Source organism: Nostoc sp. 'Peltigera membranacea cyanobiont' 210A, from assembly GCF_002246015.1.
In the GTDB taxonomy this organism is placed as follows: Bacteria; Cyanobacteriota; Cyanobacteriia; order Cyanobacteriales; family Nostocaceae; genus Nostoc.
On sequence record NZ_NOLJ01000009.1, the window covers coordinates 269023 to 293585 of the forward strand.

Genomic DNA, 24563 nt, shown 5'->3' on the forward strand with positions numbered 1-24563 from the left:
AAAAAAATTGGTAAAAAATTACAGATTACCACTTATAACTGACTGTTACCAACAACTGCACCGTTAGTGACAAAATTTAGTCAGATTTTTACCAACTTATATGGTAAAAATCTGAAAATCTGGTAATAATAGTGCATCGGGTGTTTTTTATTACCAACAAATTTAGTAATTAAGTTGGTCTAATAGTATTTGAGGTGTGAGGTTAATGTCTGGTTTTTTACATAATTCATTGTTGATTGCTCCAATCTTATTAGCAGTTAGTTTGATCAATGCTCAAGGTGCATCAGCTATTCCAGCAGATATGCAGACTACTCAGTTTCAGGCAAAAGGAGGAGTGGTTGCTCAAACAGATAATCAAGCTGTTTTGACTGCACCTATCGGCGTTACTTCATCTGACCAGAGCCAGCAGTTCAATGATGACAGCAGCAAAAATCCTAACTCAGTCATGAGTCAGGTTACTTCAGTCTCTCAACTATCTGATGTGCAACCTACAGATTGGGCATTCCAGGCTTTACAATCTTTAGTTGAGCGCTACGGTTGTATAGCTGGATATCCTAATGGCAGCTTCCAAGGAAATCGGGCAATGACTCGTTATGAGTTTGCCGCAGGTCTTAACGCTTGTCTGAATCGGGTTAATGAATTGATTGCTACTAGCACAGCAGATTTAGTCACAAAAGAAGACTTAGAAACCTTGCGAAAATTGCAAGAAGAATTCGCTGATGGACTAGTTGAAATACGCGGACGGATAGATGGGTTAGAAGCTCGCAATGCAAACCTGGAAAATCAACAATTTTCGACTACTACCAAGTTAAATGCAGAAATAATTTTCTCTGTTGGGAGTGTGTTTGGTGGGGATAGAGCGCTAGATTCCGATCGCTGGAGAAGAATTGAAGCAGCCCCTGCGGGTACAGCTAGAGAGGCTGCAAGAGCTAACGAGTATACAGCATCGGGTGGACGAAGGCTTCAGGACAACGCGATTTTTAGCGATCGCATCCGCTTGAATCTAATTAGTAGTTTCACTGGTAAAGACCAGTTGTTTACCCGTTTAGAAGCGAACAACACCACAGCCTTTAGTGGGGCAGTCACAGGTACAAACATGACCCGTGTATCGTGGGACGGGAACAATGACAACACCATTGTACTGGGCAAATTATATTATCGCTTCCCGGTAGGTGACAAAATCAATGTCATTGTTGATGCTATTGGTGGGGAATTCTACGACAACTTCAATACTGTAAACCCTTTGCTGTCCTCAACCCCGATTGGATCTCTTTCGCGGTTTGGTCGATTCTCCCCTATTTACCGCGCCAGTAATACGGGTTCTGCTAGTAATACAGGTTCAGGGGTCAGCGCCATCTTTAAATTGAGCGACGCGATTACTTTATCTGGGGGTTATCTTGCTAGAAGAGCTAACGATCCTAGTGCTGGTGCGGGGCTATTTGACGGTAGTTATGGTGCTTTAGCTCAATTAGCATTCCAGCCAAACCAAAACTTAACTTTTGCTTTGAGCTATGCACATTCTTACTTTACTGGTAGTAATAATGATGTTTCCGTTTCAGGGGCTTATGGTAGCGCTTTCGCTAATACCCCATTTGGTGCTGGTGTTGCCACTTCAGCCAATCATTATGGGATAGAAACCAGCTATCGTTTCAACCCCCAATTAGTACTTTCTGGTTGGGTTGGGTATAGTCAAGCGATCGCAGAGGTTACTTCTGGTGCAAATGTTAATAGAGGTGATAAGGCAGACATCTGGAACTGGGCGGTCACTTTAGCTCTCCCTGATTTAGGCAAAAAGGGTAACTTGGGAGGTTTAATCTTTGGTCAACCACCCAAGGTGACGAGTAATGACTTTGGCCCTGCTGTTCTTACTGCTACTAGTAATCTTCGTGAAGATAGCGATACATCTTTTCATTTAGAAGGATTATATCGCTACCAAGTGAATAACAATATCTCAATTACACCAGGCTTGATTGTGATATTTAACCCAGAACAGAACAGCAATAATGACACTATCTATACAGGAGTTGTTCGTACTACATTCCGATTTTAGATAATTTTGCATTAAAAAGACGGCAGTCGTTACAACAGGGAGACAGTCTGCTAGGTGGCTTTACCGGCTTGTTAATAGAACGCCTTCCCGAATTGTGGAGACTGCCGTTGCAGAAGGAAATATGGATTTTTACCCAAATATTGTTCTGAAATGTAGCAAGATCCTGTACCACTTCCCTACGGGACGCTACGCAAACGTGAAAGCAAGCTATGCGTAGCGTCTCCGACAGGAGAAGGATACCCGATGGAATGATCTAATTGAAGTATGAAGACCTCAAAAAAGATGAACTTGCACCGAAAACTTATCTTGCATCTGTCAAATAACAGTCTGAAAAGTGGTTAGTTGAACTAACTACTTTGTATTCCTTTCATTACCAAATAAGTTGGTTTAAAAAGATGCAAATACCAAACAAATTATTTAGTAAATTATTCACGTATATTTTCTATATTAATAGTAAAAATTCATATATTTTCTATTTGTAGTCATACAGATTTATTTAATTACTTGTTAATATTTACGTGTAAAGAAAAAACCAGTAGGGGTCATCAAATGCAAGTTAGCGCTCGTAATGCTCTCAAAGGAACTGTAAAAAACATCGTCGTTGGCTCTGTAAATACTGAAGTAACATTAGAAGTAGCACCAGGGGTAGAGGTGACTGCAATTATTACCAAATCATCAGCAGAAAATCTCAAACTTACTGAAGGTAAAGAAGTCCACGCCATAATTAAATCATCAGACGTAATGATTGCTGTAGGCTAAAGTAATTGTTGAGATTCTAAGGGGGCAGTTTGATTGCCCCCTATAAAGCGATGTCTATGACGGACTATTCGGCGTCGCGTAGGTAACTGGTTACTACAACTTTCCTATCAATAATATGTAGATAAGCTAAACCAAAGCTATTTAGTCTATTAGCCACATCACCAAATATCTGCATAGGATTGCGATCGCAGGCTTCCGATGTCCCAAGATAGTAATAAACTGCTGTACTAGTAATTGTTCCAAGTATTCTTTGAGAATTATCAAGTCATATCGCGCACTATGAAGGGGGATAAATCTCAACCCAAAGGTAGCAGTTACAGATGCCGTACTGATTCTTGTATCAGTCATTCCTGTATATCCCACTAGAAAGCAATAATACCTAAAAGACCCCACAGCTTTGCTGCGGGGTTTATTTCATTGGGCATTCAACCCAGGACAAAGAGCAAACTGGCAGTAATAGATCGGTGCTGGTCAAAGAGCAGGGATGATCGAATAAAGGACTATCACAACATCTCCGCAGAGGGAGCAGCACCACATTTGCAACGCCAATAGCGTACCACTCCGTGGAAGCAAGCTACGCGCAGCGTCTTTGCGTTCGCTTTTAGTGTCTGTCTGCGACACGCTGCGCGAACGTAGAGAGCGTCATAGCCCGTCGTAGACATCGCTATATTTGCACATAGCTCTTTTAATAGTGCCTGGAACAAATACCAACTTTACAGGTACTAAATCAGAAAAGTGTATAGACAACTACAATACTTGCTACCAACTAGGTGGTAAATTTTACGACTGATAAAGAATTAAAAAGCGATGAACTTAACACCCAGTGAGTTAGAACGCTATCACCGCCAAATGATGCTTCCCAATTTTGGAGAAGCAGGACAAAAGCGCTTGAAGTCTGCAACGGTTTTGGTTACAGGTGTAGGAGGATTAGGCGGTACATCAGCACTTTATTTGGCAGTAGCGGGTGTTGGGCGGCTAATCCTAGTTCGGGGTGGTGACTTACGGCTGGATGATATGAATCGTCAGGTTCTGATGACAAATGATTGGGTAGGTAAGCCAAGAGTATTCAAAGCCAGAGAAACTCTGCAAGCTATTAATCCTGATATTCGGGTGGAAGCAGTTCATGATTACGTTACAAAAGAGAATGTAGACTCTTTAGTGCAATCTGCTGATATAGCTGTTGATTGCGCCCACAATTTCACAGAGCGAAACTTGCTCAATGAGGCTTGCGTGCGCTGGCAAAAACCAATGGTAGAAGCTGCAATGGACGGAATGGAAGCTTACCTAACAACCATTATTCCTGGTGTCACTCCTTGTCTATCATGCTTGTTCCCAGAAAAGCCAGATTGGGATCAGCGTGGGTTCGCGGTTCTCGGTGCTGTTTCTGGGACACTAGCTTGTCTTAGTGCATTGGAGGTTATAAAGCTGATTACTAAGTTTAGTGAACCCCTGTTATCACAACTGCTGACAATTGACTTGATGCGAACGGAATTTGCCAAACGACATTCTTATCGCGATCCTTCTTGTCTGGTGTGTGGTAGCAGTTCTTGCTCGGAAAATTCGTAAATAGTTGGATAATCGTAGCGATCGCTCCATAAGCGGATCGCCACAACTTATCTACTCATTTCGAGCTATTCTGTAGCAATTATGACATCTGACGCTTTAATCACAGCGATCGCTTGTTTTCCCTCTTGAAGTTGGAGATGCTCTACCGACTCCTTGGTAATAATTGCAGTTACTTCCACCCCAGGCACAATTTCTAATGTGACCTCAGAGTTGACTGCTCCTGGGTGAATTTCTTTAATAGTTCCTTTTAAGGAATTACGAGCGCTAACTTCCATACTTAATACTCCTTAGTTATAAGATAATTCTGAACTGAGTAATAGTAACAATTATCAGATTCTTGGATTATCCTCATTTAGTGAGATGTTATCTTCTACCTTACAGAATAATTTGGATATCAGACTGGTATTAGAAGATGCTGAAAAAGTCGATAGTGGAATAGTAAAATGGACAGTTAAAGCTTGGTAAAATATTCATTCAAAACTTTTTTAGCATTGAACGATCACTTATTATACCCTTAGCCGAAAGACCTATTCTCTCGTGATTTTTGTCATTAATATTAAGTTATTAAGAATAAATTATAATCTTAAACCCTTGCTATTTCGTTGTTTCATGACTTAACTGCAAAAGTCAGCACCAAAATAAATTCTAGTAGGATGAGATTACAAATAATTGTCGCTGACAACAATAGTTTTCCGATCGCTGCAATTTTGATTCAGTTTATCCAAGATTTTAAACTTGTATCTTTTGCTTTGGCTCTGCCAATTTTTTCTTGAGTGCTAACCCCATAGTCGCAGCTAGTAATAGTCCCCAAACATAGTTGGGTTCGGGTACTGATTTGGTGGGGCTGGTAAAGCCATACTTATGCAAAATTTGCTGTCCTTTCTCTGACAAAATATAATCTGCTAGTTTCTGTGCATTCGGGTCAGCATTTTTGATAACTGTTAAACCGAATGGTGCTGCAACAGACAAATAATCTGGTAGCCCAACTACTTGCAGGCTCGGATCAATTTTTTGCGATGCGATCGCGCCAGTATAGTAACTTAAGAAAACATCTGCTTGCTGAGTTTTGTTAAGAAAATATACTAAGCTGTCCTGTCCTGATGGGACTATTGGGGAATTCGTTCCACCTGTTAATTGCAAGGCTTTACTATTGAGGGTATCAAAATTACCAGGGTTTTTTGAATTAGCTTGAGTAAATATCTGTTGAGTGTAGTCTCCAAGAGGATCTAATATAGGTGTTGCAATTCCCAACTTGATGTTGGGATTTAGTAAGTAATCTAATACCTGATTTGGTGTAATTTTTGCCTGGGAATACTTTGAGGAAAACACCGCTACAACCTGGTTTCGAGTAAATTCCACTGGCTGACTGCTCAACCCCTTAATGTAGAGTTTTTGGGGATTTCCAATATCTGCACTAGCAAAGACATCAGCAGTAGGCTGTCCCAGTTGGAGTTCTGTTTCTATTGCTTGCTCTCTAATCCCTGATGGCCCAAATACTGTATTCGTTCCTATTCCTGTTTCTTCGGTGAAGTCTTGGCTTACTTCCGTTAGTGCATTTCTTAAACTACCTGCTCCATATAAGTTGAGATTAGCTGCAAAAGCTTGATTTGGTATCAGAACACTAAAGGCACAAGCTGCCAAAGAACCTGTCAAAAAATATTTTTTCATCTGTTCCTAGAATCTTCAAGTTTTTGGGTATTTTATCCTCAAAGCTAATATTACCAACTTAGTTGGATAAATGTAAATTACTTTATATAGACAAATGTTGACTTTGTTACTTATAATCCTCGGTTAAAAAAGTTATCAGTTGAGGCAAGCAGTTATTGAGCAGTTCTTGAGAAAGAATTATTGCTCAATAACTCTTTTTCCTTCCCTGCCACAATAGCTTATCCAAACCGTATTGGGCTTTGTTAATTATTGAAGATATGGTGGGCATAAAACAAGTTTGACGCCAGTCATACTCAATAGATTTACAAATGTCTCCAGAAGTTATTGCTGATATTATTGAGACTGACAACCTTAGTCTCTATATCAGAAATATTTTGGTTTCAAAGGAGAAGGAGGAGCAGATAATATGACAATATTTCTCACATTACTAACGTAACGACCTCCAGCTTTGTCACCTGGGACTACTAAACGAGCAAATCCTTCATCTATTAAAGGCACAACATTACCATCACTACCTTTTTTTTCAAATGCAACTAGCACTGTTTTTCCTTCAAAGTTAGGTTGAATTTCACCAATCGCTACGACTGCACCATAGCAATCTGTGGCATCAACTAGAACATATTGCCTCAGAAAAGAGTTTTTACTATTTACCCCAGAATTCCCAGGTTTTAGACCACCTCCGGCTTTCGGATTATTAATCAATTCCCATAGGGGGACTCCATAGTATGTTTCTGTTCGTGGCCCTGAGCCGGTTTGAAAGCTGACAGTGATTTCAGTAACTAATGCTGGATTTTGTTTTTTTAAAGCATCTCGCAAATTCTTCAGGTTTTGCAAGTTATAAGTGGTTGGATTATTGAGTTCTCCACCCAAGCGAAAACTTTGCGAATAACCTCCAAGACACTTATTTTTATCCCAGACAGAAGGTGTTTTTTCTTCTTTTTCTGAGGGAAGACTACTTCTTGAGTCAGCTAAAGTAGGCTGCCATAAAACCAGTATTGATAGCATTAAAGACGCAATGGGTATTGTGCGGGTAAAACGCATAAAACATTTCTCCGTTTACTATTGAATATTGAAAAAACTAGATTGTTTTGCTGAAAGCTGTTTGCTTACCAAAAATTAGTATCGTTATCGCCAAAATTGAGCAATTTGACAATAGATTCTGTTAGATAAAAATAAAAACGGTTCTATCGTTAAACTTTCAACTCCTTACCAAACGCTACTAAATAGCTAGTTTTTAATAACTTATATTAAAAACTAATAAATCCTGATGCCAAAGTTAGTCGCAAACCTCTTGTTAGATTTGCGTTTTTCCAAATGGATAAGTGTATCTGTGTAATCTAATGAAGATAATACCAACTTATTGAGTAAAATACCAACTAATATAGTAATCAAACACGAACAAAATTAATTTTTATTTCTTTTCAAAATAGTTCAGCTTAATATTGTATAGAAACTAAGCTGTCGTTATTTACCTTATAAATAGGTAACTATCAAGCTAATAAACTCTTTATAAGTGAGACTCACCTGTAAATTGGAAAACTGTCCGAGTTATGGGGAAGGGTTGTAGTTGTCACGACACTATAGTTGAAGCAAAACCATACAGCGACTAGACTATTCCGTGTATACAACCAATAGACCAAATAAATGCTACAATTCCTGATGCAGTGAATAGAGCGATAGATGGCTATATCGCTCTATTTCATCAACTGTTTAAGAGCTTCGCAAAACGCCTATTTACTTCCATTCTAAGTCTTGCCTAAGCGCTGTTCTTTCTGGCTCAACTCCTGCGTTTTAACAACTGCAATCTTAAGTATCAAACTAAGTTAAAAATGCCTACTGTGCCATTGTCATTTTGACTGCAATATCGCATGGTTTACCAAAGTACGGTGAACTTGTCACTAAAATATTTACACCAGTACTAGCATAATCCTTTATATTTTCAGAGGTAATACCACCAGCAGCTGCTAGTTTTAAGTTTGGATACTGCTGCTTCAACTTCAAAACTAGAGGCTCAAGGTCTGGTAGGGGAATTTTATCAAACTGAATTAAATCTACACCTGCTTGAGCAACCATCCAAGCATCTTTTGGTGTATCTACTTCAACGCAAATATGTTGTTCTGGAAACTGTCGTCGCAGTTCATTCATGCGCTCAATTAGCCCAACTATACCTCCCAGGAATATCAGGTGTTGGTTAAAGATCAGAACTGTTTCAGATAATCCTAAGCGATGAAAAAATCCTCCGCCAGCTAGAACTGCTTTGATGGAAAGCGCTCTAGTACCTGGAAAACATTTACGAGTAGTCACAATAGAAACAGACTGATTTACTGTTTTAGCAGTATCTACTAATACTCTTGTACGCGAAGCAATACCGGAGGCGTATTCCATCAAATTTAAAGCAACTCTCCAGCCACTGTGCAAAGCTTGAGCAGTGCCACTAGCTTGAAGAATTAATTGCTTTTCTTGGCAGACTGTACCACTTTCGACTTGATAATGAACTTCGGCACCACAATATTTTAATACTCTGGCTGCTTCTTCAGTAGCGCAAATGGTCATCGGATGACGGGTAGAAAACTCGATTTCACCAGGTTGCTTGCCAATGCCAAGTCCGTAGGTTGTCAAATCTAGGTAGGGAACATCTTCCTGAATTAACCTAGCGATCGCCTCATCTGAGAAGAAAACACTCATTTTAGTTTTATGATCGGCTGACAAATAAATAGCTCAATCAAGATTCCCACTAAACCTAATCTCATTCAGTTGTAGGAATTGTAATAATTACTACTATTCTCCCAAATAGTTGGTAAAAAAATAACTTTATTAATAAAGAATATCTACCTCAGTCGCTAAAATTAGTTAAATGCTGAAATTGTCAATTACTGATTTATAATATCAAGCTTGAATTTAGCAATCATACAGATAGTGTAAATTACAAACATAATCCAAAGAAGATTGAGAATGCTAAATTTAGATGCCATTGATCGTACAACAATGCAATCAGTTCCATACAGTTATGCTGTGATAGAGAATTTGTTGCCCAAAGCAGCTAGCTTGGAACTTGCTGCCAGCTTTCCCCAGGAACAGTTTCGCTTATCAATAGGGTCAGGATATGGATATCTTTGGAGTGATATGCTTGCTAGTAATGAGGATATTGCTTTGATATACAAGTTTTGCGAACGCGCCAGCCCTGAGTTGTCAGATCGTTGGCGCGATCGCATTGCACAAGGTAGATTATCTTCTAATCTTGTTAATCTCAGCAGTCCTTGGCGACAAGTGATAGAAGAACTGTGGACACCTGCTTACCGCCAAGCCTTAACACAGATGTCTGGGGTGGAATTGAAAGACTGTGCAATGGTGATTGGGTTTCGTCGATATAATCTAGGTCACTGTCATCGCCCTCATACTGATGAACCATCGAAAGCTTTGACTCATTTGCTATTTTTCAATGAACAATGGCCTATGGACTGGGGTGGTTGTTTGCGAATTCTCCTTGACGAAAAACCAGAATCTATCTTCCAAGATATTGCACCACTTAGCCAGTTTTCGGCTGTGATTGTGCGCTCAGATAATTCTTGGCACATGGTAACTCCAGTAGCATCGACTGCACTACAGTGCCGATTGGCTCTCAGAATTGCTTTTTTTCACAATCTCGATGCAGGTGCTTAGTCTTAGTCGATAGTAAAAATCCAATTTCTACACAAAAGGCGATCGCCTCTATTTTCTGGAAACAAGTAGTTAACTAACAATATAAAAGGCAGTTAGCTTTCTTACAGATTATTCTGATTATATGAGTGCAACTATAGCAGTCATACCTAATTTGTAAGCACATCCCCGACTTATTCACAAGTTGCAGATATGCTTACAAACGATTTAGAAATGCGATATTTTTAAACCTACTTTTCGCTTATACAGTAGTAAAGTTATACCACCCGTGACTAACATGGCAGGTATTGAATCTGATTCAGGAATTGGTGTAATTTGACCCGAACCACTGATTGTGTTGCTAAACTGGCCAAAATCATTCACTCGACGACCGGTCGTAACTAAAAAGTATTTCTGTCCTGTAAGGAGTTCTTGGTTGAAAGTAACAGTACTACCATTAGTAGTGGTATTTGCTATAAGAACATTGGTTAATTGTTCAGTAGGATTGAAACTGTCCTGATATAAAGCTAAGAAAATATCCCATTTTCTATTTGCAGGTGGCGTAGGTTCAGATTCACCACTTATATTATATAAACCTGATTGATCGACCGTAAAATCAAATACACTGTAAGGTACACTCATTCCCAAATTCCCATCTTTTTCACCACTGATAAGAGTGGGAGGATTCCCTGGTGCTACACGCCGCCAAATTGGTTCATTTGTTGTATTTCCCTGATAATTAAAGGTAGCAGCTTTGGAGGGTTGAGCGGTAGAAACAGTAGCTAATGCTAGCCCCAGAATAACCATTAATGGTTTTTGAAAAAACTTTGTTTTTAACATAAATTATCTCCTTGGATTTACTAATAGCTTGTTTCAGAAATGTTGAGATCGAGAAACTTATCAAGCAGATTCTCTATTGTGAGTGACACTCGATGTATGGCGATCGCATAGATAGGATTGCTAGCAAATATCTCGACTTCCTCACTAATAATGCTTAAATAGTCCTTGATATGAGCATTTAAACTTTATGCATTATTCAACAGTATTTATGGCATATTTTTTTACACGAATTTGTGTTTTTGATTGAAGCTATCATACCAACTTGGTTGGAAAAAATCAATTCAACTACGTAATTAAACGCTGACTTTATCAAAACTTTAAGTAAAAAGTTTTTTATTTCGCACGGCTTACACGGATGACAAGACTTTATGAGTAACTACGACTGTGGTGCTTTTACGATGCCCACGGCGAGCTCAAAAACCTAGCTATGCAGAAGCCGTAAACCTTGTGGCATAGCTATGCTTAGGGTGCAGCCTCTGTCTCCGACACGCTATTCGCGTTCGTAGAGAAGCGATCGCAATGTCTATGACGGGCTACGCCTACGCAACATAGCTATTTACTCTCAAAATCCGAGCAACTTCTTGCATGGCGTGGGGAATGTGTTCCTTTGCTTTGTGCTTTCTTTCATCGTGAAAGAAAGCAAATGTGGAGGCATAATAGCTTATGAATCTTGTCCCTCGACAATTTCTTTTTGGATAAAACTAATTTGTGCAGCTAATTCTTGTCGAGTAGAAGCTTTAAATAGATATCGGAAAACAAACCAGATTAAGTAACCAATTCCAGTCAACTCAAAAACTAGATTTAACTGGGGAATTTCATTGATTACATCTAATACGGCTAGAATTATCTTAACTGCAATAGTCGCTGTAATAATTGTAGCAAAACAAATAATTGGCATTTGGTACTCAGTGGAAAAGCTACCTAAGTATTTAGGCAATTGCTCCAAAAATGCAGAGATTTTTCCGCCAATTTGCTGCCGTTGAGGTAATGGTTGATTATCAGGTATTAGCAATGGTTGAGTATCAAGGTCTGAACTTTCAACTGCTGCGTAGTTTACCGCCGTAGGCATCGCTTCGGTAGATGTAATATCAATAGATTTCGATTGTTGTACTTTACTCTCTTTAAGTTTCCTATTTTCTTCAGGGATAACAGTTTTATTTTGCTCACCACGGATATCATCTTTAGCCAATTTCATCAAAGGGGAGTAAATGGCATTGTACATATCTCGTGCCATATTCACCGCACCTTCAAAACCCATATAAGGGCCATTGTGGTAGCCGTGACCATTCACATAAGGCAAATGCAACTTCTTCACCAATGCACCCACCCTCGGGCCAGTCAACACCAAATCAGGCTTGACCATCTCCAGCACCTCGAAGAACTCAAGTTCATTGCCATCATCAATATAGATAGTCCCTTCTTCACCTCTGGCAATTACCTTTTCAAAATCTTCTTGGTGTCCAAACTTGGACGACATCGCCACGACGTGCATCCCCAAATCATCTTCTAGAGCTTTCGTCCAGTGCCACAAACGAGGGCCGCCTGTCCAAATACAGACTTTTTTGTCAGTCAAGCGCTCTTTATACCAAGCTAACTTCGACTCATATTTAGCCACTTCTTCAGCAATCACAGCTTCGGCTCTATCTTCAATCCCAAAGAAAGCACCGATTTTGCGTAACCCTTCCTTAGCATAGTCAAAGCCCCAGGTATCCACATCGATCCGGGGAATGCCATATTTTTTCTTCAACTCATTGGCAATATAGCCAGCAGAACGGGCACAGTTAGTTACATTCAACTGCGCTCTGTGCATCCCGCGTAAGGAGTCATAAGTACCATTCCCGGTAAAATGGGCGATGATTTGGATGCCCATTTTTTCCATGTACTTTTCCATCACAAAGGTATCGCCTTGGATGTTGTAGTCACCAATCACATTAATCGTGTATGGGCTGGTAATTTCCGGCTCATAGGTTCCTACCTTGTCCGTCATCCACCCCATGTTAAACACGTGGTGTCCTTTGGATTGACTCACCCCAGCAAAACCGGGACACTCCACAGTGAAGATATCGACATCACCAAGTTCTTTTTCTACTTCTTTGACTACAGGCTTAATATCATCGCCAATCAAAGCAGTAGAGCAGGTGGTGTAGACCATCATCCGCTTGATGTCAGGAAATTCGGCAAAGGCTTCCAGCATCGCTTTTTTCAGCAGCTTTTCACCACCGAAGACAACGTGCTGTTCCTTCATGTCCGATGACCAGACATATTTGAGTTGGAAGTTGCCATTGTCGCTGGGATAGCGTTTGGTGTGCCATGTATCATAGGCACAGCCCACAGGCCCATGTATCAACTGGATAGTATCCTTGAGGACACCACCAATTACCAGCTTTGCACCACAATAGCTGCATCCGCGTTCAGATAATGAGCCGGGAATGGTTTCGACGTGGGCGCTAGGGAGAAACTGGGTTGTATCTTCTCCTTTCTCTTTAATATATATGTGCTTCTCCCGTTCGGGGATAGTTTCGTCGCACTTAAACAACTTCATTGGCATGGCTGATTGCTCCAGTTGCAATTGAGAAGAAGAATCCTTCTTCTTAGCTATTAATTTTGTCAGAAACTTCTTTGAGTTCCTTGATTCCTAAATCCTATCAACCTTTCTAATTAATAATAGTAAAGCTGATAACAATAACGCGAATTAATATTGCAAAAAAGTCATTAATCCAGTTTATAATAGACAGTTCTGTATAGATTTAAAGTAATCCCAATCATTCTATATAGAAGACTTTTAGTTAAGAGAATAGACAGACTATTCTAACTGGAAGTGAAGAGATAAATGATTTAATTTCTGTCCTCAATATAGATATCTCACCAAGTAAAAATCGACGATATTTTCTCAACTTTAAACAACAGAATAACGCAATTATCGGCTTTGAGGCTCTCTAGATGATGACTAATTGTAACCACGAATACTCTTTGTAAATTAATTCCTCAGCGCAAGTAAATTGGCCAGATGTATGATATTCTTTATTTATAGGGAATCTAATACCAGAATAAAAACTCCTTAGATTCCTTTGAAGTGAGTATCAGACCAGCCTCATCAGTTATTGGTGATGGCATAACGTTAATCGAAGTGGAGCAAAACCGCCTAAAAATCGGTTTTTCGTTTGGCGAAGCTGTTGCCATAGCGTAGGCTGGACTGATTTTTTTATGTATCTTCTTTGCAGCGAAAATAATACTTGTCTTGCTGTGAGTAAACAGAAATTTCTCATTCACCTGCCGTATCTGTGGAAATTTTTTGGATTTTTGGTGACAGAATTGGAACTAATTTTTAGCACCCTTGTTGTATCTCGCATCCCGCTAATATTTACTGCCATATCTGTAAGAAACTGTTTAACTTCTAGCAAATAACTGCAATATTTATAGTGCTGGATAGACGGTTGATGTCCACTATCTAACAGCATCAATTCAGTCACAAACTGGGTAGTAAATACTTTCAAGAATTACAACTCCAATTTGATTCAATACTCTGCTTGATTACACCATAATCTGGGAGCCGAATTAATAAGTCTGCGCCATTATTGAGGTTTTTATGCGGAAAATCGCTATTTATGGAAGAGGGGGAGTTGGCAAGTCCACAACAACTCAAAATGTAGTGGCTGGACTCACTGATCTGGATCGTAAGGTGATGGTTGTAGGGTGTGACTCAAAAGCAGACTCCACCCGGCTCCTTTTGGGAGGATTCCACCAGAAGATTGTACTCGACACGTTGCGTAAAGAAGAAGATGATGATTTGAATCTAGAAGACTTCCGCCAGGTGGGATGGGGGAAGACGCTGTGTGTGGAATCGGGTGGGCCGGAACCTGGTGTAGGATGTGCAGGTAGAGGCATTCTGACATCAATTGGGTTGCTGGAACAACTTGGTGCTTATGATGATGCAGTTAGACTTGATTATACATTTTATGACGGTCTAGGTGACGTGGTATGCGGTGGATTTGTCATGCCCATTCGTGAACGCAAAGCTCAAGAAGTTTACATTGTCACTTCTGGGGAAATTATGGCAATGTATACCGTCAACAACATCTGCCGAAGTATTCAAAAGTATGCACCCATAGGCGGTATACGTCTGGGAGGATTGATTTGCAACTCTCGCAAAGTCGATGAGGAAGATGATTTGATCGAGGCTTTGGCAGAGAAACTGGGGACTCAAATGATCTACTCCATACCCAGAGACAATATGGTACAGCAAGCAGAGTTCCACCGCAAGACGGTGATTGAGTATGCTCCTGAGTCTGAACAGGCGCAGCACTATCGCAACCTAGCAATGGCAATTGACCAGAATACAGATTTTGTCACTCCGAAATCTATGTCTAACGATCAGCTAGAGGAACTGCTGGTACAGTTTGGGTTGTTTAGACACCTCCAAACATTAGGTATCACCTCAAGCTCCACAAAGGTTGCAGATTCATTTTCGGAGATACCTCTTGAATAGGACGATGCAGTAGGGGTTATCCCTCATACAGAGTGTCTGGAGCAATTGGCGATCTCTGACTCGAAAAAGCATAAAAAACTGCGTAAACTTCTTACCACCATTTGAGAAATCGGCGTTCTGAACCACGCCAAAATTCGTCTACCTCATTGAAGGAGGAGAACTCATTATGTTGACCGAAGAGGTTTTAGTCCAAAAATTTATCACCGTAGTCAAGGAACGCTGTGCCAAAGTAGGTGAGTTGCTCCAGTACTGCCACGTCGAACTCGTAAACTCTTACTGGGGCTGCCCTCCAAAACTTATACAACATTTTGTTGTTTATTATCCTAATATGCTGTTTGCCTCAATTAATGACAACAAAGATGTTTTCAGAGGCGTTGCTCAAGATTTGGGGATATGTCAGGCTGTTTGCATAAATGCCACACGCATTATTCGCGATCCCGCCTCAAGGTTGAAGGAAAAGAACCCGATCTTATGGTTGGAACTCCAGTGGGTGGCAGTACCAACTAAAAAAGGCAATTGGCATCTAGATCAGGATTTACCGCACTCGGACTAAGTTTTTTTTGGTGACGTAGCTTGCTACCGTTGGCGATGACTAGTAGGTTAGCAAGCTACGCTAAATCACTAAAATAGTATCCAAAAATGCAAGTATTTTAGCGATATGTATGCTATGCTTGCAGCAAATAAGCAAAATTGTCAAAACATCAATATGTCTGACAACAAAAGCGGCAAATACGAGAAAACCTTGCGATTGACCCAACAGATTTAAGTTTGTCTGCTGTGGCTTTTTCTAACGGAGATATACAGCCTCATGAAACTGGATGTGAATCTTTGCAATAACCTGAAGTCAATTAGAACTCGCTTGGGTATGAGTCAGCAAGAATTAGCTAATATAGCTGGCGTAACTCGTCAGAGTATTGGTGGTGTGGAACTAGGGCAATATGCTCCTTCTGTTGCTATGTCACTGCGTTTAGCCAAAGCTCTTGGCTGCCAAGTCGAGGACTTATTCTGGTTTGAGGAAGATTTACCAGAAGTTGAGGCAATTCTTGCGGGATCAGTCCCTAAGCAACAGCGATCGCGAGTTAGTCTAGCGCGGGTTGGGGATCAATGGATAGCTTATCCCCTCGTTGGGAATGATGCTTTTCGGATCGAAATGATTCCAGCTGATGGTGAGACGCTTGCAGCGATCTACCCTGATGCTAAGGAATCCCCAAGGGTGGAAGAGTTACCCAGCATCAGCAAATTGCCCTTAGCGTCAGAAGTAGCTAGTAATGAGCGTCAATCGGAGGGTGAAGCACAAAACCAAAACGTTACAAATAAAGTCCTGGTTCGGATTCTGGATGATATAGACAAACTACACAATACAGTTGTGATTGCTGGTTGTACACCTGTGCTTTCCCTCTTGGCAAGAGCAACTGAACGTTGGCATCCGCAACTGCGAATTCATTATCGTTTCGCCCACAGCAAGGCTGCATTGCATAGTCTGTGCAAAGGTGAAGTTCATATTGCAGGAATGCACTTATACGATCCCAAAACTGGGGAACATAACATTCCCTTTGTGCGGGAAGCCTTAACAGGCAAGAGTGCCGTTTTGATTACCCTTGGAGTTTGGGAAGAAGGTTTGTTAGTCCCACCAGGAAACCCAAGGGGAATTAAAACAGTTTCCGACTTAGTAGAATTTGGAGCAACTATTGTTACCCATGAAGCGGGTTCTGGCGGTCAGATGCTTTTAGAACGGAAACTCCAAGAAGAAGGAGTGCCATCCCAGACTGTGAAAGGATTTACCCATATCGTCCACAGCCATCAAGATGTTGCCTTATCTGTAGTCTCAGGAATTGCTGATGCAGGGATCAGTACGGCATCTATAGCTGCTGCTTTTGGGTTGGGATTTATCCCCCTTCATAGTGCGCGATACGACTTGGTGATTATTAAAGAATACTTGGAAGAAGAACCAGTAAAACAGTTCCTCAGTATCTTGGGACATCAGCTAGTGCGATCGCAATTAGAGATTCTCGGCGGCTATGACACTAGCAAGATTGGGGAAGTTGTAGCAAATATTTAAATAATTCGTAATTCGTAATTACGCACGCAGACTCGCTTTTCGCGTCGCTAACGTAATTTGTAATTATTAACCCACGGCTAAAAAATATGTCTTTTACTTTCCACAACTCAAGTTAGCTGCTCTGTCTTTCAATTGCGAATTACTGAAGCAAATCAAAATCACCCAACAAGTTAGCGGATCATGAATCATGACTTCACGATGAATAAACATCCCGTTCACATTAACGATACAACCTTGCGAGATGGCGAACAAGCCGCAGGTGTAGCCTTTAATGTTGAAGAAAAAATTGCGATCGCTACTTTTCTTGATGCCATTGGTGTTCCAGAATTGGAAATTGGCGTTCCGGCAATGGGACAGGAAGAAGCAGAGTCGATCCGAGCGATCGCTAATCTGGGATTAAATGCCCAGTTACTTGGCTGGAACCGTGCTAAATTGTCCGATATCCAGGCATCTATAGATTGTGGTTTGGAACGGGTGCATATTTCCGTTCCCGTCTCAGAAATTCAGATTGCCGCCAAGTTTGGGGGTAAGCAGCAGGTTATGCTGGATCTTCTGCGGGATGCGATTAATTTCGCTTGCGATCGCGGTTTAGCTGTATCTGTTGGCGGAGAAGATTCTTCCAGAGCCGATCCATCTTTCTTACTGGATGTGGCGTATTATGCTCAAGAGTTGGGAGCTTTCCGGTTTCGCTTTTGTGACACTGTAGGAATTCTCGACCCTCTGAACACTTACAGCAAAGTTCGCTCCCTTGTGCATCATCTATTCATTCCCATAGAAATGCACACGCATAATGATTTTGGACTGGCAATGGCGAACTCGCTAGCTGGTATTGAAGCAGGAGCGCGATCAGTTAACACTACAGTAAATGGGATTGGTGAACGCGCAGGTAATGCGGCGCTGGAAGAAATTGTGATGGCACTGAAACACCTCTACAACATCCCAACAGGTATTAATACAAAACGGTTGCTGGAACTGTCACGGTTAGTTGCTAAAGCTGCTAATTGGCCGGTTCCTCCCTGGAAAGCGATCGTGGGTGAAAATACTTTTGCACACGAGTCAGGGATTCATGCTCACGGTGTGTTGCAAAATCCTGGTACTTACGAACCTTTTGCGCCGGAAGATGTTGGTTGGGAACGTCGCCTTGTTGTAGGCAAACATTCCGGTCGGCATCTGATCATCAGTGTCCTACAAGAACATGGAATCATACTCAGTCAGCCAGAAATTCAATCAGTGCTGGATGCTGTAAAGCATGAGTCAGTAAAAGTTAAGCGCAGTCTCACTGTTGAAGAACTCCTGAGTTTTGTTCCCCAAAGGTGAACTCAATGAGGAGTCGGGAGGGTTAAGAAAGCATCACAATTCCGTCTCTGGTTAGCGATTGCAGTTATTGTACCAATTGCTAGAATATTACCAATTATGTTGGTAATAGCTATGCCGAGAAAAGAGCAAGGATGGATCACTTTTCAATTGTCTCCAGAAGAACGGCAACTTCTAGAGCAGTACTGCAAGCGGTTCCAACGCACTAAGACTGATGTTTTGCGCTCCCTGTTGCGTAGTCTCCAAGGACAATCACTCAAACAGCAGGGAAAGCAGTTTGATCCTGGAGAGGTTGATCTGGACTTATTTTGAGCAGTGGTGAAGAACCGCTATCGGTAAAGCGAGTTGTCTTGCACCTAAACAAATTTGCAATGAGGTTGGTAATCCCTCTGAAATCGTAAAAAAGCGTTCAAGTTCAAAAGTTGGCTATGACAATGACAAATCCTACAAAATTATTGCGATCAGGGCGCTTCAGGACTGGGTAATGAGTACTGGGTACTGGGCAAGAAAATATGAATCAGATTTGCTTGGGATCTAAATTCCCATCTTAAATCTTCTCAGTCCCCATTCCCTAGTGCCTAGTGCCTAATCCCCATTCCCCATTCCCCATTCCCCATTCCCCAGTCCCCATTCCCTAGTCCCCAGCCTCTAGTTCAATACCACTTGATGTCCAGGGTAATCATGATTGGTTAATTTTAGCAATACCTTTTTTCTACCATGCTTAATTTTGATTCCATTCGTACCACAGCAATGCAAAAAGTCCCATACAATTGGGCTTTGATCAAAAACCTGCTTTCACCAGAAGCAAGCTTAGAACTAACTGCGAGTTTTCCCCACGAAGAATTTCGCCTGTCGGAGGGAGAGGGATACGGATACTCTTGGGGAAAGATGCTTGCAACTAACGAGGATATTTCCTTGATGCTCAAATCTAGCGATAATCGCTGGCGAGAGCGGATGGCACAAGGCAGACTTACTTATGACTTGAGACACCTGAGTAAAGTCTGGCGACAGTTGATAGAAGGATTGTGGACAGATTCTTACCGCAAAGCTTTAGCTGAAATGTCTGGGTTGGAACTAAAAGACTGTGTAATGGATATTGGATTTCGTCGGTATAGCTCAGGACACTTACATCACCCTCATACAGACGAGCCGAACAAAGTTTTAACTCATCTGCTATTTTTCAATCAACAATGGTCTGTAGATTGGGGAGGCTGTTTGCGAATTCTCAAAGACTCCCAGCCGGAATCTGCCTTCCAAGATATTCTACCCCTTAGTGATTCCTCAGTTGCGATCGCGCGTTCTGACAATTCTTGGCATACGGTAACTCCGCTTACTTGTCCTGCATCTGAGTATCGGCTAGCCTTACGAGTTGCTTTTTTTCGGAACGATCTAATTTCAGATTTCGGAGAAACCCAGCTAGCTGCGTAGTAATCAAGTCTTTTCTCTCTATTTTTGTCAGTTAATCAGCCTCCTGATTTTCTGCTTCTTCCTTAATCGTAAAAAAGTGTTCAGGTTCAAAAGCTGACTATGACTAATCCTACAGAACTACTGCGATCGCGCTACGGTGAAGTTCCCTTCAATCACGAAATTGATTGGAACGAATCTCTAGAAACCCTAATAGCCCACCGTTCAGTCCGGTCTTATCTATCTAAGCCTTTACCACCAGGAACTCTGGAATGGCTAGTTGCTGCTGCTCAATCTGCTCCTAGTTCAGCTAATATGCAAACCTGGAGTGTAGTAGCAGTTGAAGATCAAGAACGCAAAGCAGAATTATGCAGGCTGGCTAACAACCAAGTATGGATTAACCAAGCTCCCGTATTCTTCGTTTGGTTAGCAGATTTAGGTCGTCTGGCTCATGTTGCTGATAGTCGCGGACTAACTCCCGTAGCTCTGGATTACGTAGAACTGTTGGTTAAAGCAATAGTCGATGCTTCAGTCGCAGCGCAAAATGCGATCGTAGCTGCTGAATCTGTTGGTTTAGGAACGGTATATATCGGCGCAATCCGCAAAAGTACCCAAGAGGTAGCTACGTTATTGAATTTGCCACCTTTTGTATTCCCTGTGTTTGGGTTGTGTGTGGGTTATCCCAATCCTGAAGCACAACCTGTTGTTAAGCCGCGTCTACCCCAGCCAGCTGTATTCCACCGAGAAACCTATAAATTGGCAGAGCAAGATGAGGCGATCGCTCACTATAATGATATCATGAAAGAGTTCTACACTGAACAAAAGATGAATGTCGCTGGTGATTGGTCGCAACATTCAGCCGAGCGAATAGCCACTTTAGACTATTTAAAAGGGTGTAAAGATTTGCGTGAGACTCTGAATAACTTCGGCTTCAAGTTGTTATAAAAGGAGTCAACAGCCAGAATACAAAGATACAGGGTAAGCATCCACCCTATCTTTAGTAGTCTGTCAATAAATAATTGATGGATAAATTAAGAGTAGAGACGGCGATTTATCGTGTCTCTTTAACCATCAAAATGAATTTGACAGACTACTCGTCTCAAGTAAACTATGCGCTGCGGCGACCAGAGGAGAACTTCTGATATCTGCACCAAAGCTTTTGACACTTAAAGACTCAAAACCCTACACTTCAGTTTCAAAAGATGATTTCGGTGCATAAGTCTAAGCAATAGATAAGAACTTAGGCACCATGACAAAATTATGTCATTGCGAGTGCAGCATCTCCAATAGAAGCAATCTCAAACCTTAGTTTTCAGTGCGTAAGTCCTAAAATAGACTCGCTAACTTGTCAGATATAGCAATTCTCCTGCTTGAAACCTTTGTACGAATTTTGGGAATCTGAAGGCATTTAAGCAGTCAACAGGCGAACAATTTAATGGGTATTCCAGCAAGCTTTATCTTTCAAAAAAGGGCTGACCTGTAAGAATAGCTCTTTGACTGAGAATTGCTGACTAAAAATGTAGAATTAACCCGCGAAACCAAAGGAACTTCAAACAATGAATAATCTATCTACCAAAGACCTCAACAGACTACGCTCTCAAAGCAAAATAATTGTTAGTCGAGTGGAGATTTTCATCGAAACTTACTTATCAGAAACCTCTCTTGATGAAAATCTGGTTAACGAAACCTTAGAAGAGATCGTCAAAGCTGCGAATAACTTAACAACCGCAGCATCAAAGATGAAAACTGCCGAAACCGCCCATAAACTCAACGGTTCCAAATAGTTTAATAGGGCTGAGTTAAACCCCATATCTAAATGGGGATTGAATACAGTTCCAAGTGCTGAGTAATCGATGCTAGATACTCAGCACTATTTCAGTTATGGAGATAAATGAATCTAGTCTATTAGGAAATACCATGCTAAAGGGGATAACTTTAAGTTTCAATAACTGGTTACAAAGAAATACAATTGTACGTAACCTGGAATTTTTTCAAGACTTTATTATCATTTCTCTCTGCCTTGGTTTGTTCTGTGTGATGCTCATCCGACTGGGAGATATGTTTTTCTCCTTTTTGAGTCCATTAGATTTACGACAAGTAACATCTGATATCCTGTTCATTTTGATTTTAGTAGAGTTGTTCCGCCTGTTAATTGACCATCTACAACAACAGCGAACATCTGTTACCGCAGCAGTAGAAATTACTATTGTTTCTGCTTTAAGAGAGGTCATTTTACGTGGTGTACTCGAAATTCCCCGCGATCAAATTTTTGGAATAGCTCTATTTCTGATGGTTTTAACAGTAATTATGGTGGCTTTACCTTGGATATCTCGTTTTCTTGAACAGGTCAAAATTGCTAACCCAGAAACAGTAGAAAAAGTGCAACTGTTGCCTAAAAACTCTCTAGCTTCTGATTAATTGTAACGACAAATACTGTTTGAAAATTAGTTGGCGATCGCAAGTAAATTTAACAAATGTATGATATTCTTTATATATGGAGAATAAAAAGTACAAAATTCTTCAAAAAAATAAAGTACACTCCAAAACTAGCAATTCTCTTTATGAGCTTAGGGCATAATAATGTCCAAAGCCTATTTAGTCATTGAAGAGGACAAGGAACAGGGAGCAGGCAGGGCTGTTTCATTCCCTAAAACAGGTAAAATTGCAAGTGTTGAGGGGATAAGAATCATGGGTGCTTGTCTGATTGAACATCTGCGGCAAGTAGAAGACTTCAGAACAAGTGATGGTCGAAGACATCCACTATGGTTGGTGTTGCTGTTTGTAATAATGGGCACTATGAGTGGATATGTTGGGTATCGTGCGTGGGGGGATTTCGTCAAACGGCATCGTCGAGCGTTAATCAAAACGTTTGAAATACAAAAGCACGGTGTTCCCTCATACTCAACTATCAGGCGTATAGCGATGGGAGTCGATTTTGATAAACTGGTGACAAAATTTAATCACTGGGCGCAAAACTACGTTGAAATAGAAGAATCTGAGTGGTGTCGTATCGACGGTAAAAGCATTAAGGAAACAGTCCAAGACTACGAAAAATCATGTCAGAATTTTGTCAGTATCGTAACAGTGTTTGCGAGTAAAAGAGGACTAGTAGTCAATATGGAAGAGATCCAAAACAAGGAAGAGAGGGAAATCGTAGTAGTGCAAAATTTAATTGCGGCTTTGGAGCTAAAAAATGCTGTATTTAGCTTTGATTCTTTGCACTGCCAAAAAAACTTGCCAGTTAATCCATAGACTGTGGAAATAATTACGTGATTGCGGTCAAAAACAATCAGCCAAGGATGATTCCAAAATACGTAAGAGTAATGCCGCTCCCAATTTCTCCATCATTGTTTGACTTCACAGATGGAAAGTAGTAACTCGTTCGTCAGCATTTACCAACGAGTAAAACCTTTTTCGATAACTTGCTATTCTATATTCATTCCAGTGAGCTTTTGCCTATCAGAATCAAGCTACTCTGTGAAAGAATTCTCCTCATCAGAATTGCTGTTGTTATTTAGAAGGATTTTAAATGCAATCTAAGTTGTTGTAGAAATCAAAAGATTGTGAAGTATTGATTGTTCAGCACTAAACACTAACTAACATATCAGTAGAATACCATGCTTGAGAATCTTCTGAATAACCATAATTTACCGTATCCTGATACGATACATCCCATCATTGTCCATTTTGTGATTGCAATGGTGTTGTTTGCCTTCGTGTGTGATGTCATTGGATACTTTACTAGCAACTACCGTCTTTTTGAGGTGAGTTGGTGGAATATGTTTTTCGCTACAATTTCCATCTTCATCGCCGTTATTTTTGGTCAATTTGAAGCAGGTTTAGCACAACCTTATAACGCAGTTCAACCAGTACTTAATTTACATACGCTCCTTGGCTGGTCACTTGCAGGAATTCTGGCAGCTATTACAGCTTGGCGTTACGTGATTCATTGCCGCACTCCAGAAAAAATATCAGTTTATTACCTAGCAGCAAGTCTATTTTTGACTGTTTTGGTAGGCATACAAGTGTATTTCGGAGATGAATTGGTTTGGGTATATGGGTTGCACACTGTACCAGTTGTTGAAGCTATAAAGGAGGGCTTACTGCAATGAACCCTGAAGTTATTGAGCAATTAAAGACTCAGATGGGAGCAAATGGGTTGCCCTACACTATACCCATTCACCCAAATTTAGTTCATCTCACTATAGGTTTGTTCATCCTTGGCATTACCTTTGATTTGATTGGTGCATTCTTCCCTCTACAACAACCAATCTTCAAGTTTTTAGCAGTTCCAGCCACTCGTTCTAGCTTCTTTGATGCTGGCTGGTACAATATGCTAGGTTCGGCACTCATCACAATTTTTACGGTAGCAGCAGGTTTTTACGAAATCATGTTGGCAGAACCACTCACTGGAGTAAAGAGTGCCTGGGGATTGTCAGCTATGGAAACAATGCTTTGGCATGGAGTGGGTGGTGTTTTTCTACTAGCACTGATTCTTGGGATGGCTATTTGGAGAGGATTTCAGCGTTATATTTGGCGTCCGAATGACAGTCAACAAGTGCAGTGGACTTATTTAGTTTCTGGACTGTTCATCATGTTTATCATGTTTATCCACGGTACGCTAGGGGCGCACTTAGCTGCTGAGTTTGGAGTTCACAATACTGCTGATATATTGTTGCGGTTGGGCAAAGACCCCAACTTACTGCTGAAGTAATCGATGTTAGTTACTTGTCCTACCCTGCGGGAAGCCGCTAAGGCGTCTATGTCATTTGTCCCTTGTA

Annotated in this window: 23 protein-coding genes and 1 pseudogene; 16 read left to right on the top strand and 8 right to left on the bottom strand. The window is 40.9% G+C overall.

The window, feature by feature from the left end:
* Positions 1–205 precede the first annotated feature (205 nt).
* Positions 206–2050, top strand: a complete 1845-nt coding sequence (locus tag CDG76_RS27530) for an iron uptake porin (protein WP_094352043.1) — start codon at positions 206–208, stop codon at positions 2048–2050.
* A gap of 549 nt (positions 2051–2599) precedes the next feature.
* Positions 2600–2809, top strand: a complete 210-nt coding sequence (locus tag CDG76_RS27535; RefSeq protein WP_094352044.1) for a TOBE domain-containing protein — start codon at positions 2600–2602, stop codon at positions 2807–2809.
* A 141-nt stretch (positions 2810–2950) separates the two neighbouring features.
* On the opposite strand, the gene CDG76_RS27540 is transcribed toward CDG76_RS27535, so the two are convergent.
* Positions 2951–3157 (bottom strand): substrate-binding domain-containing protein, encoded by a 207-nt coding sequence (locus CDG76_RS27540; RefSeq protein WP_094352106.1) that lies wholly within the window; start codon positions 3155–3157, stop codon positions 2951–2953.
* Between the two features lie 459 nt (positions 3158–3616).
* Between CDG76_RS27540 and CDG76_RS27545 the strand changes: the two genes are divergently transcribed.
* Positions 3617–4375 (top strand): HesA/MoeB/ThiF family protein, encoded by a 759-nt coding sequence (locus CDG76_RS27545; protein WP_094352045.1) that lies wholly within the window; start codon positions 3617–3619, stop codon positions 4373–4375.
* Between the two features lie 65 nt (positions 4376–4440).
* Here the strand turns inward: CDG76_RS27545 and CDG76_RS27550 are convergent, their stop codons facing one another.
* The 4 genes from CDG76_RS27550 to modD form a co-directional block, all read right to left on the bottom strand.
* Positions 4441–4650, bottom strand: coding sequence for a TOBE domain-containing protein (locus tag CDG76_RS27550; protein WP_094352046.1), 210 nt, complete (start codon positions 4648–4650; stop codon positions 4441–4443).
* Between the two features lie 454 nt (positions 4651–5104).
* Complete coding sequence (gene modA / locus CDG76_RS27555; RefSeq protein WP_094352047.1) at positions 5105–6043, bottom strand: molybdate ABC transporter substrate-binding protein; 939 nt, start codon at positions 6041–6043, stop codon at positions 5105–5107.
* A gap of 363 nt (positions 6044–6406) precedes the next feature.
* Positions 6407–7084 carry a hypothetical protein gene (locus tag CDG76_RS27560; protein ID WP_094352048.1) on the bottom strand — a complete coding sequence of 226 codons (678 nt, stop codon included), beginning with the start codon at positions 7082–7084 and terminating at the stop codon, positions 6407–6409.
* A gap of 792 nt (positions 7085–7876) precedes the next feature.
* Complete coding sequence (gene modD / locus CDG76_RS27565) at positions 7877–8728, bottom strand: ModD protein (protein ID WP_094352049.1); 852 nt, start codon at positions 8726–8728, stop codon at positions 7877–7879.
* Between the two features lie 300 nt (positions 8729–9028).
* Between modD and CDG76_RS27570 the strand changes: the two genes are divergently transcribed.
* Entirely contained in the window at positions 9029–9703 is a 675-nt protein-coding gene (locus CDG76_RS27570) for a 2OG-Fe(II) oxygenase family protein (RefSeq protein WP_223265416.1), read from the top strand.
* 204 nt (positions 9704–9907) lie between these two features.
* Here the strand turns inward: CDG76_RS27570 and CDG76_RS27575 are convergent, their stop codons facing one another.
* The 3 genes from CDG76_RS27575 to CDG76_RS36560 all read right to left on the bottom strand — a co-directional run bounded on the left by CDG76_RS27575 (position 9908) and on the right by CDG76_RS36560 (position 14013).
* Positions 9908–10519: a PEP-CTERM sorting domain-containing protein gene (locus tag CDG76_RS27575; protein WP_094352051.1), complete on the bottom strand. Its 612-nt coding sequence runs from the start codon at positions 10517–10519 to the stop codon at positions 9908–9910.
* Positions 10520–11180: 661 nt separating this feature from the next.
* Positions 11181–13067 carry a nitrogenase vanadium-iron protein, alpha chain gene (gene vnfD, locus CDG76_RS27580; protein WP_094352052.1) on the bottom strand — a complete coding sequence of 629 codons (1887 nt, stop codon included), beginning with the start codon at positions 13065–13067 and terminating at the stop codon, positions 11181–11183.
* Positions 13068–13785: 718 nt separating this feature from the next.
* Complete coding sequence (locus CDG76_RS36560) at positions 13786–14013, bottom strand: IS1-like element transposase (RefSeq protein WP_143854183.1); 228 nt, start codon at positions 14011–14013, stop codon at positions 13786–13788.
* Between the two features lie 77 nt (positions 14014–14090).
* Here CDG76_RS36560 and nifH point away from each other — a divergent pair, with 77 nt between their 5' ends.
* From nifH to CDG76_RS27645, 12 genes and pseudogenes are all read left to right on the top strand, one after another.
* Complete coding sequence (gene nifH / locus CDG76_RS27590; RefSeq protein WP_223265424.1) at positions 14091–15005, top strand: nitrogenase iron protein; 915 nt, start codon at positions 14091–14093, stop codon at positions 15003–15005.
* A 166-nt stretch (positions 15006–15171) separates the two neighbouring features.
* On the top strand, positions 15172–15558 hold the full coding sequence (locus tag CDG76_RS27595; protein ID WP_094344901.1) for a hypothetical protein: 387 nt from the start codon (positions 15172–15174) through the stop codon (positions 15556–15558).
* Between the two features lie 255 nt (positions 15559–15813).
* Positions 15814–17064: a substrate-binding domain-containing protein gene (locus CDG76_RS27600; RefSeq protein WP_094352055.1), complete on the top strand. Its 1251-nt coding sequence runs from the start codon at positions 15814–15816 to the stop codon at positions 17062–17064.
* Between the two features lie 198 nt (positions 17065–17262).
* A complete protein-coding gene (nifV, locus tag CDG76_RS27605) occupies positions 17263–18381 on the top strand; it encodes a homocitrate synthase (protein ID WP_094332489.1) in 1119 nt (372 codons plus the stop codon).
* Between the two features lie 111 nt (positions 18382–18492).
* A pseudogene (locus tag CDG76_RS27610) lies at positions 18493–18633 on the top strand (CopG family transcriptional regulator); the annotation flags it as partial.
* A gap of 462 nt (positions 18634–19095) precedes the next feature.
* Positions 19096–19806 carry a 2OG-Fe(II) oxygenase gene (locus CDG76_RS27615; RefSeq protein WP_094352056.1) on the top strand — a complete coding sequence of 237 codons (711 nt, stop codon included), beginning with the start codon at positions 19096–19098 and terminating at the stop codon, positions 19804–19806.
* 99 nt (positions 19807–19905) lie between these two features.
* Positions 19906–20727: an NADPH-dependent oxidoreductase gene (locus tag CDG76_RS27620; RefSeq protein ID WP_094352057.1), complete on the top strand. Its 822-nt coding sequence runs from the start codon at positions 19906–19908 to the stop codon at positions 20725–20727.
* Between the two features lie 611 nt (positions 20728–21338).
* Positions 21339–21566: a hypothetical protein gene (locus CDG76_RS27625; RefSeq protein WP_094332482.1), complete on the top strand. Its 228-nt coding sequence runs from the start codon at positions 21339–21341 to the stop codon at positions 21564–21566.
* A 133-nt stretch (positions 21567–21699) separates the two neighbouring features.
* The gene (locus CDG76_RS27630; protein WP_223265417.1) at positions 21700–22200 is read left to right on the top strand and encodes a phosphate-starvation-inducible PsiE family protein; all 501 of its coding nucleotides are present in this window, start codon (positions 21700–21702) and stop codon (positions 22198–22200) included.
* Positions 22201–22362: 162 nt separating this feature from the next.
* Positions 22363–23034, top strand: coding sequence for an ISAs1 family transposase (locus CDG76_RS27635; RefSeq protein WP_094352059.1), 672 nt, complete (start codon positions 22363–22365; stop codon positions 23032–23034).
* A gap of 365 nt (positions 23035–23399) precedes the next feature.
* On the top strand, positions 23400–23894 hold the full coding sequence (locus CDG76_RS27640; protein WP_094352060.1) for a DUF2231 domain-containing protein: 495 nt from the start codon (positions 23400–23402) through the stop codon (positions 23892–23894).
* Positions 23891–24496 (top strand): DUF2231 domain-containing protein, encoded by a 606-nt coding sequence (locus tag CDG76_RS27645; protein ID WP_094352061.1) that lies wholly within the window; start codon positions 23891–23893, stop codon positions 24494–24496. The genes CDG76_RS27640 and CDG76_RS27645 overlap by 4 nt, the downstream gene beginning before the upstream one ends.
* The last annotated feature ends 67 nt before the right edge of the window (positions 24497–24563 follow it).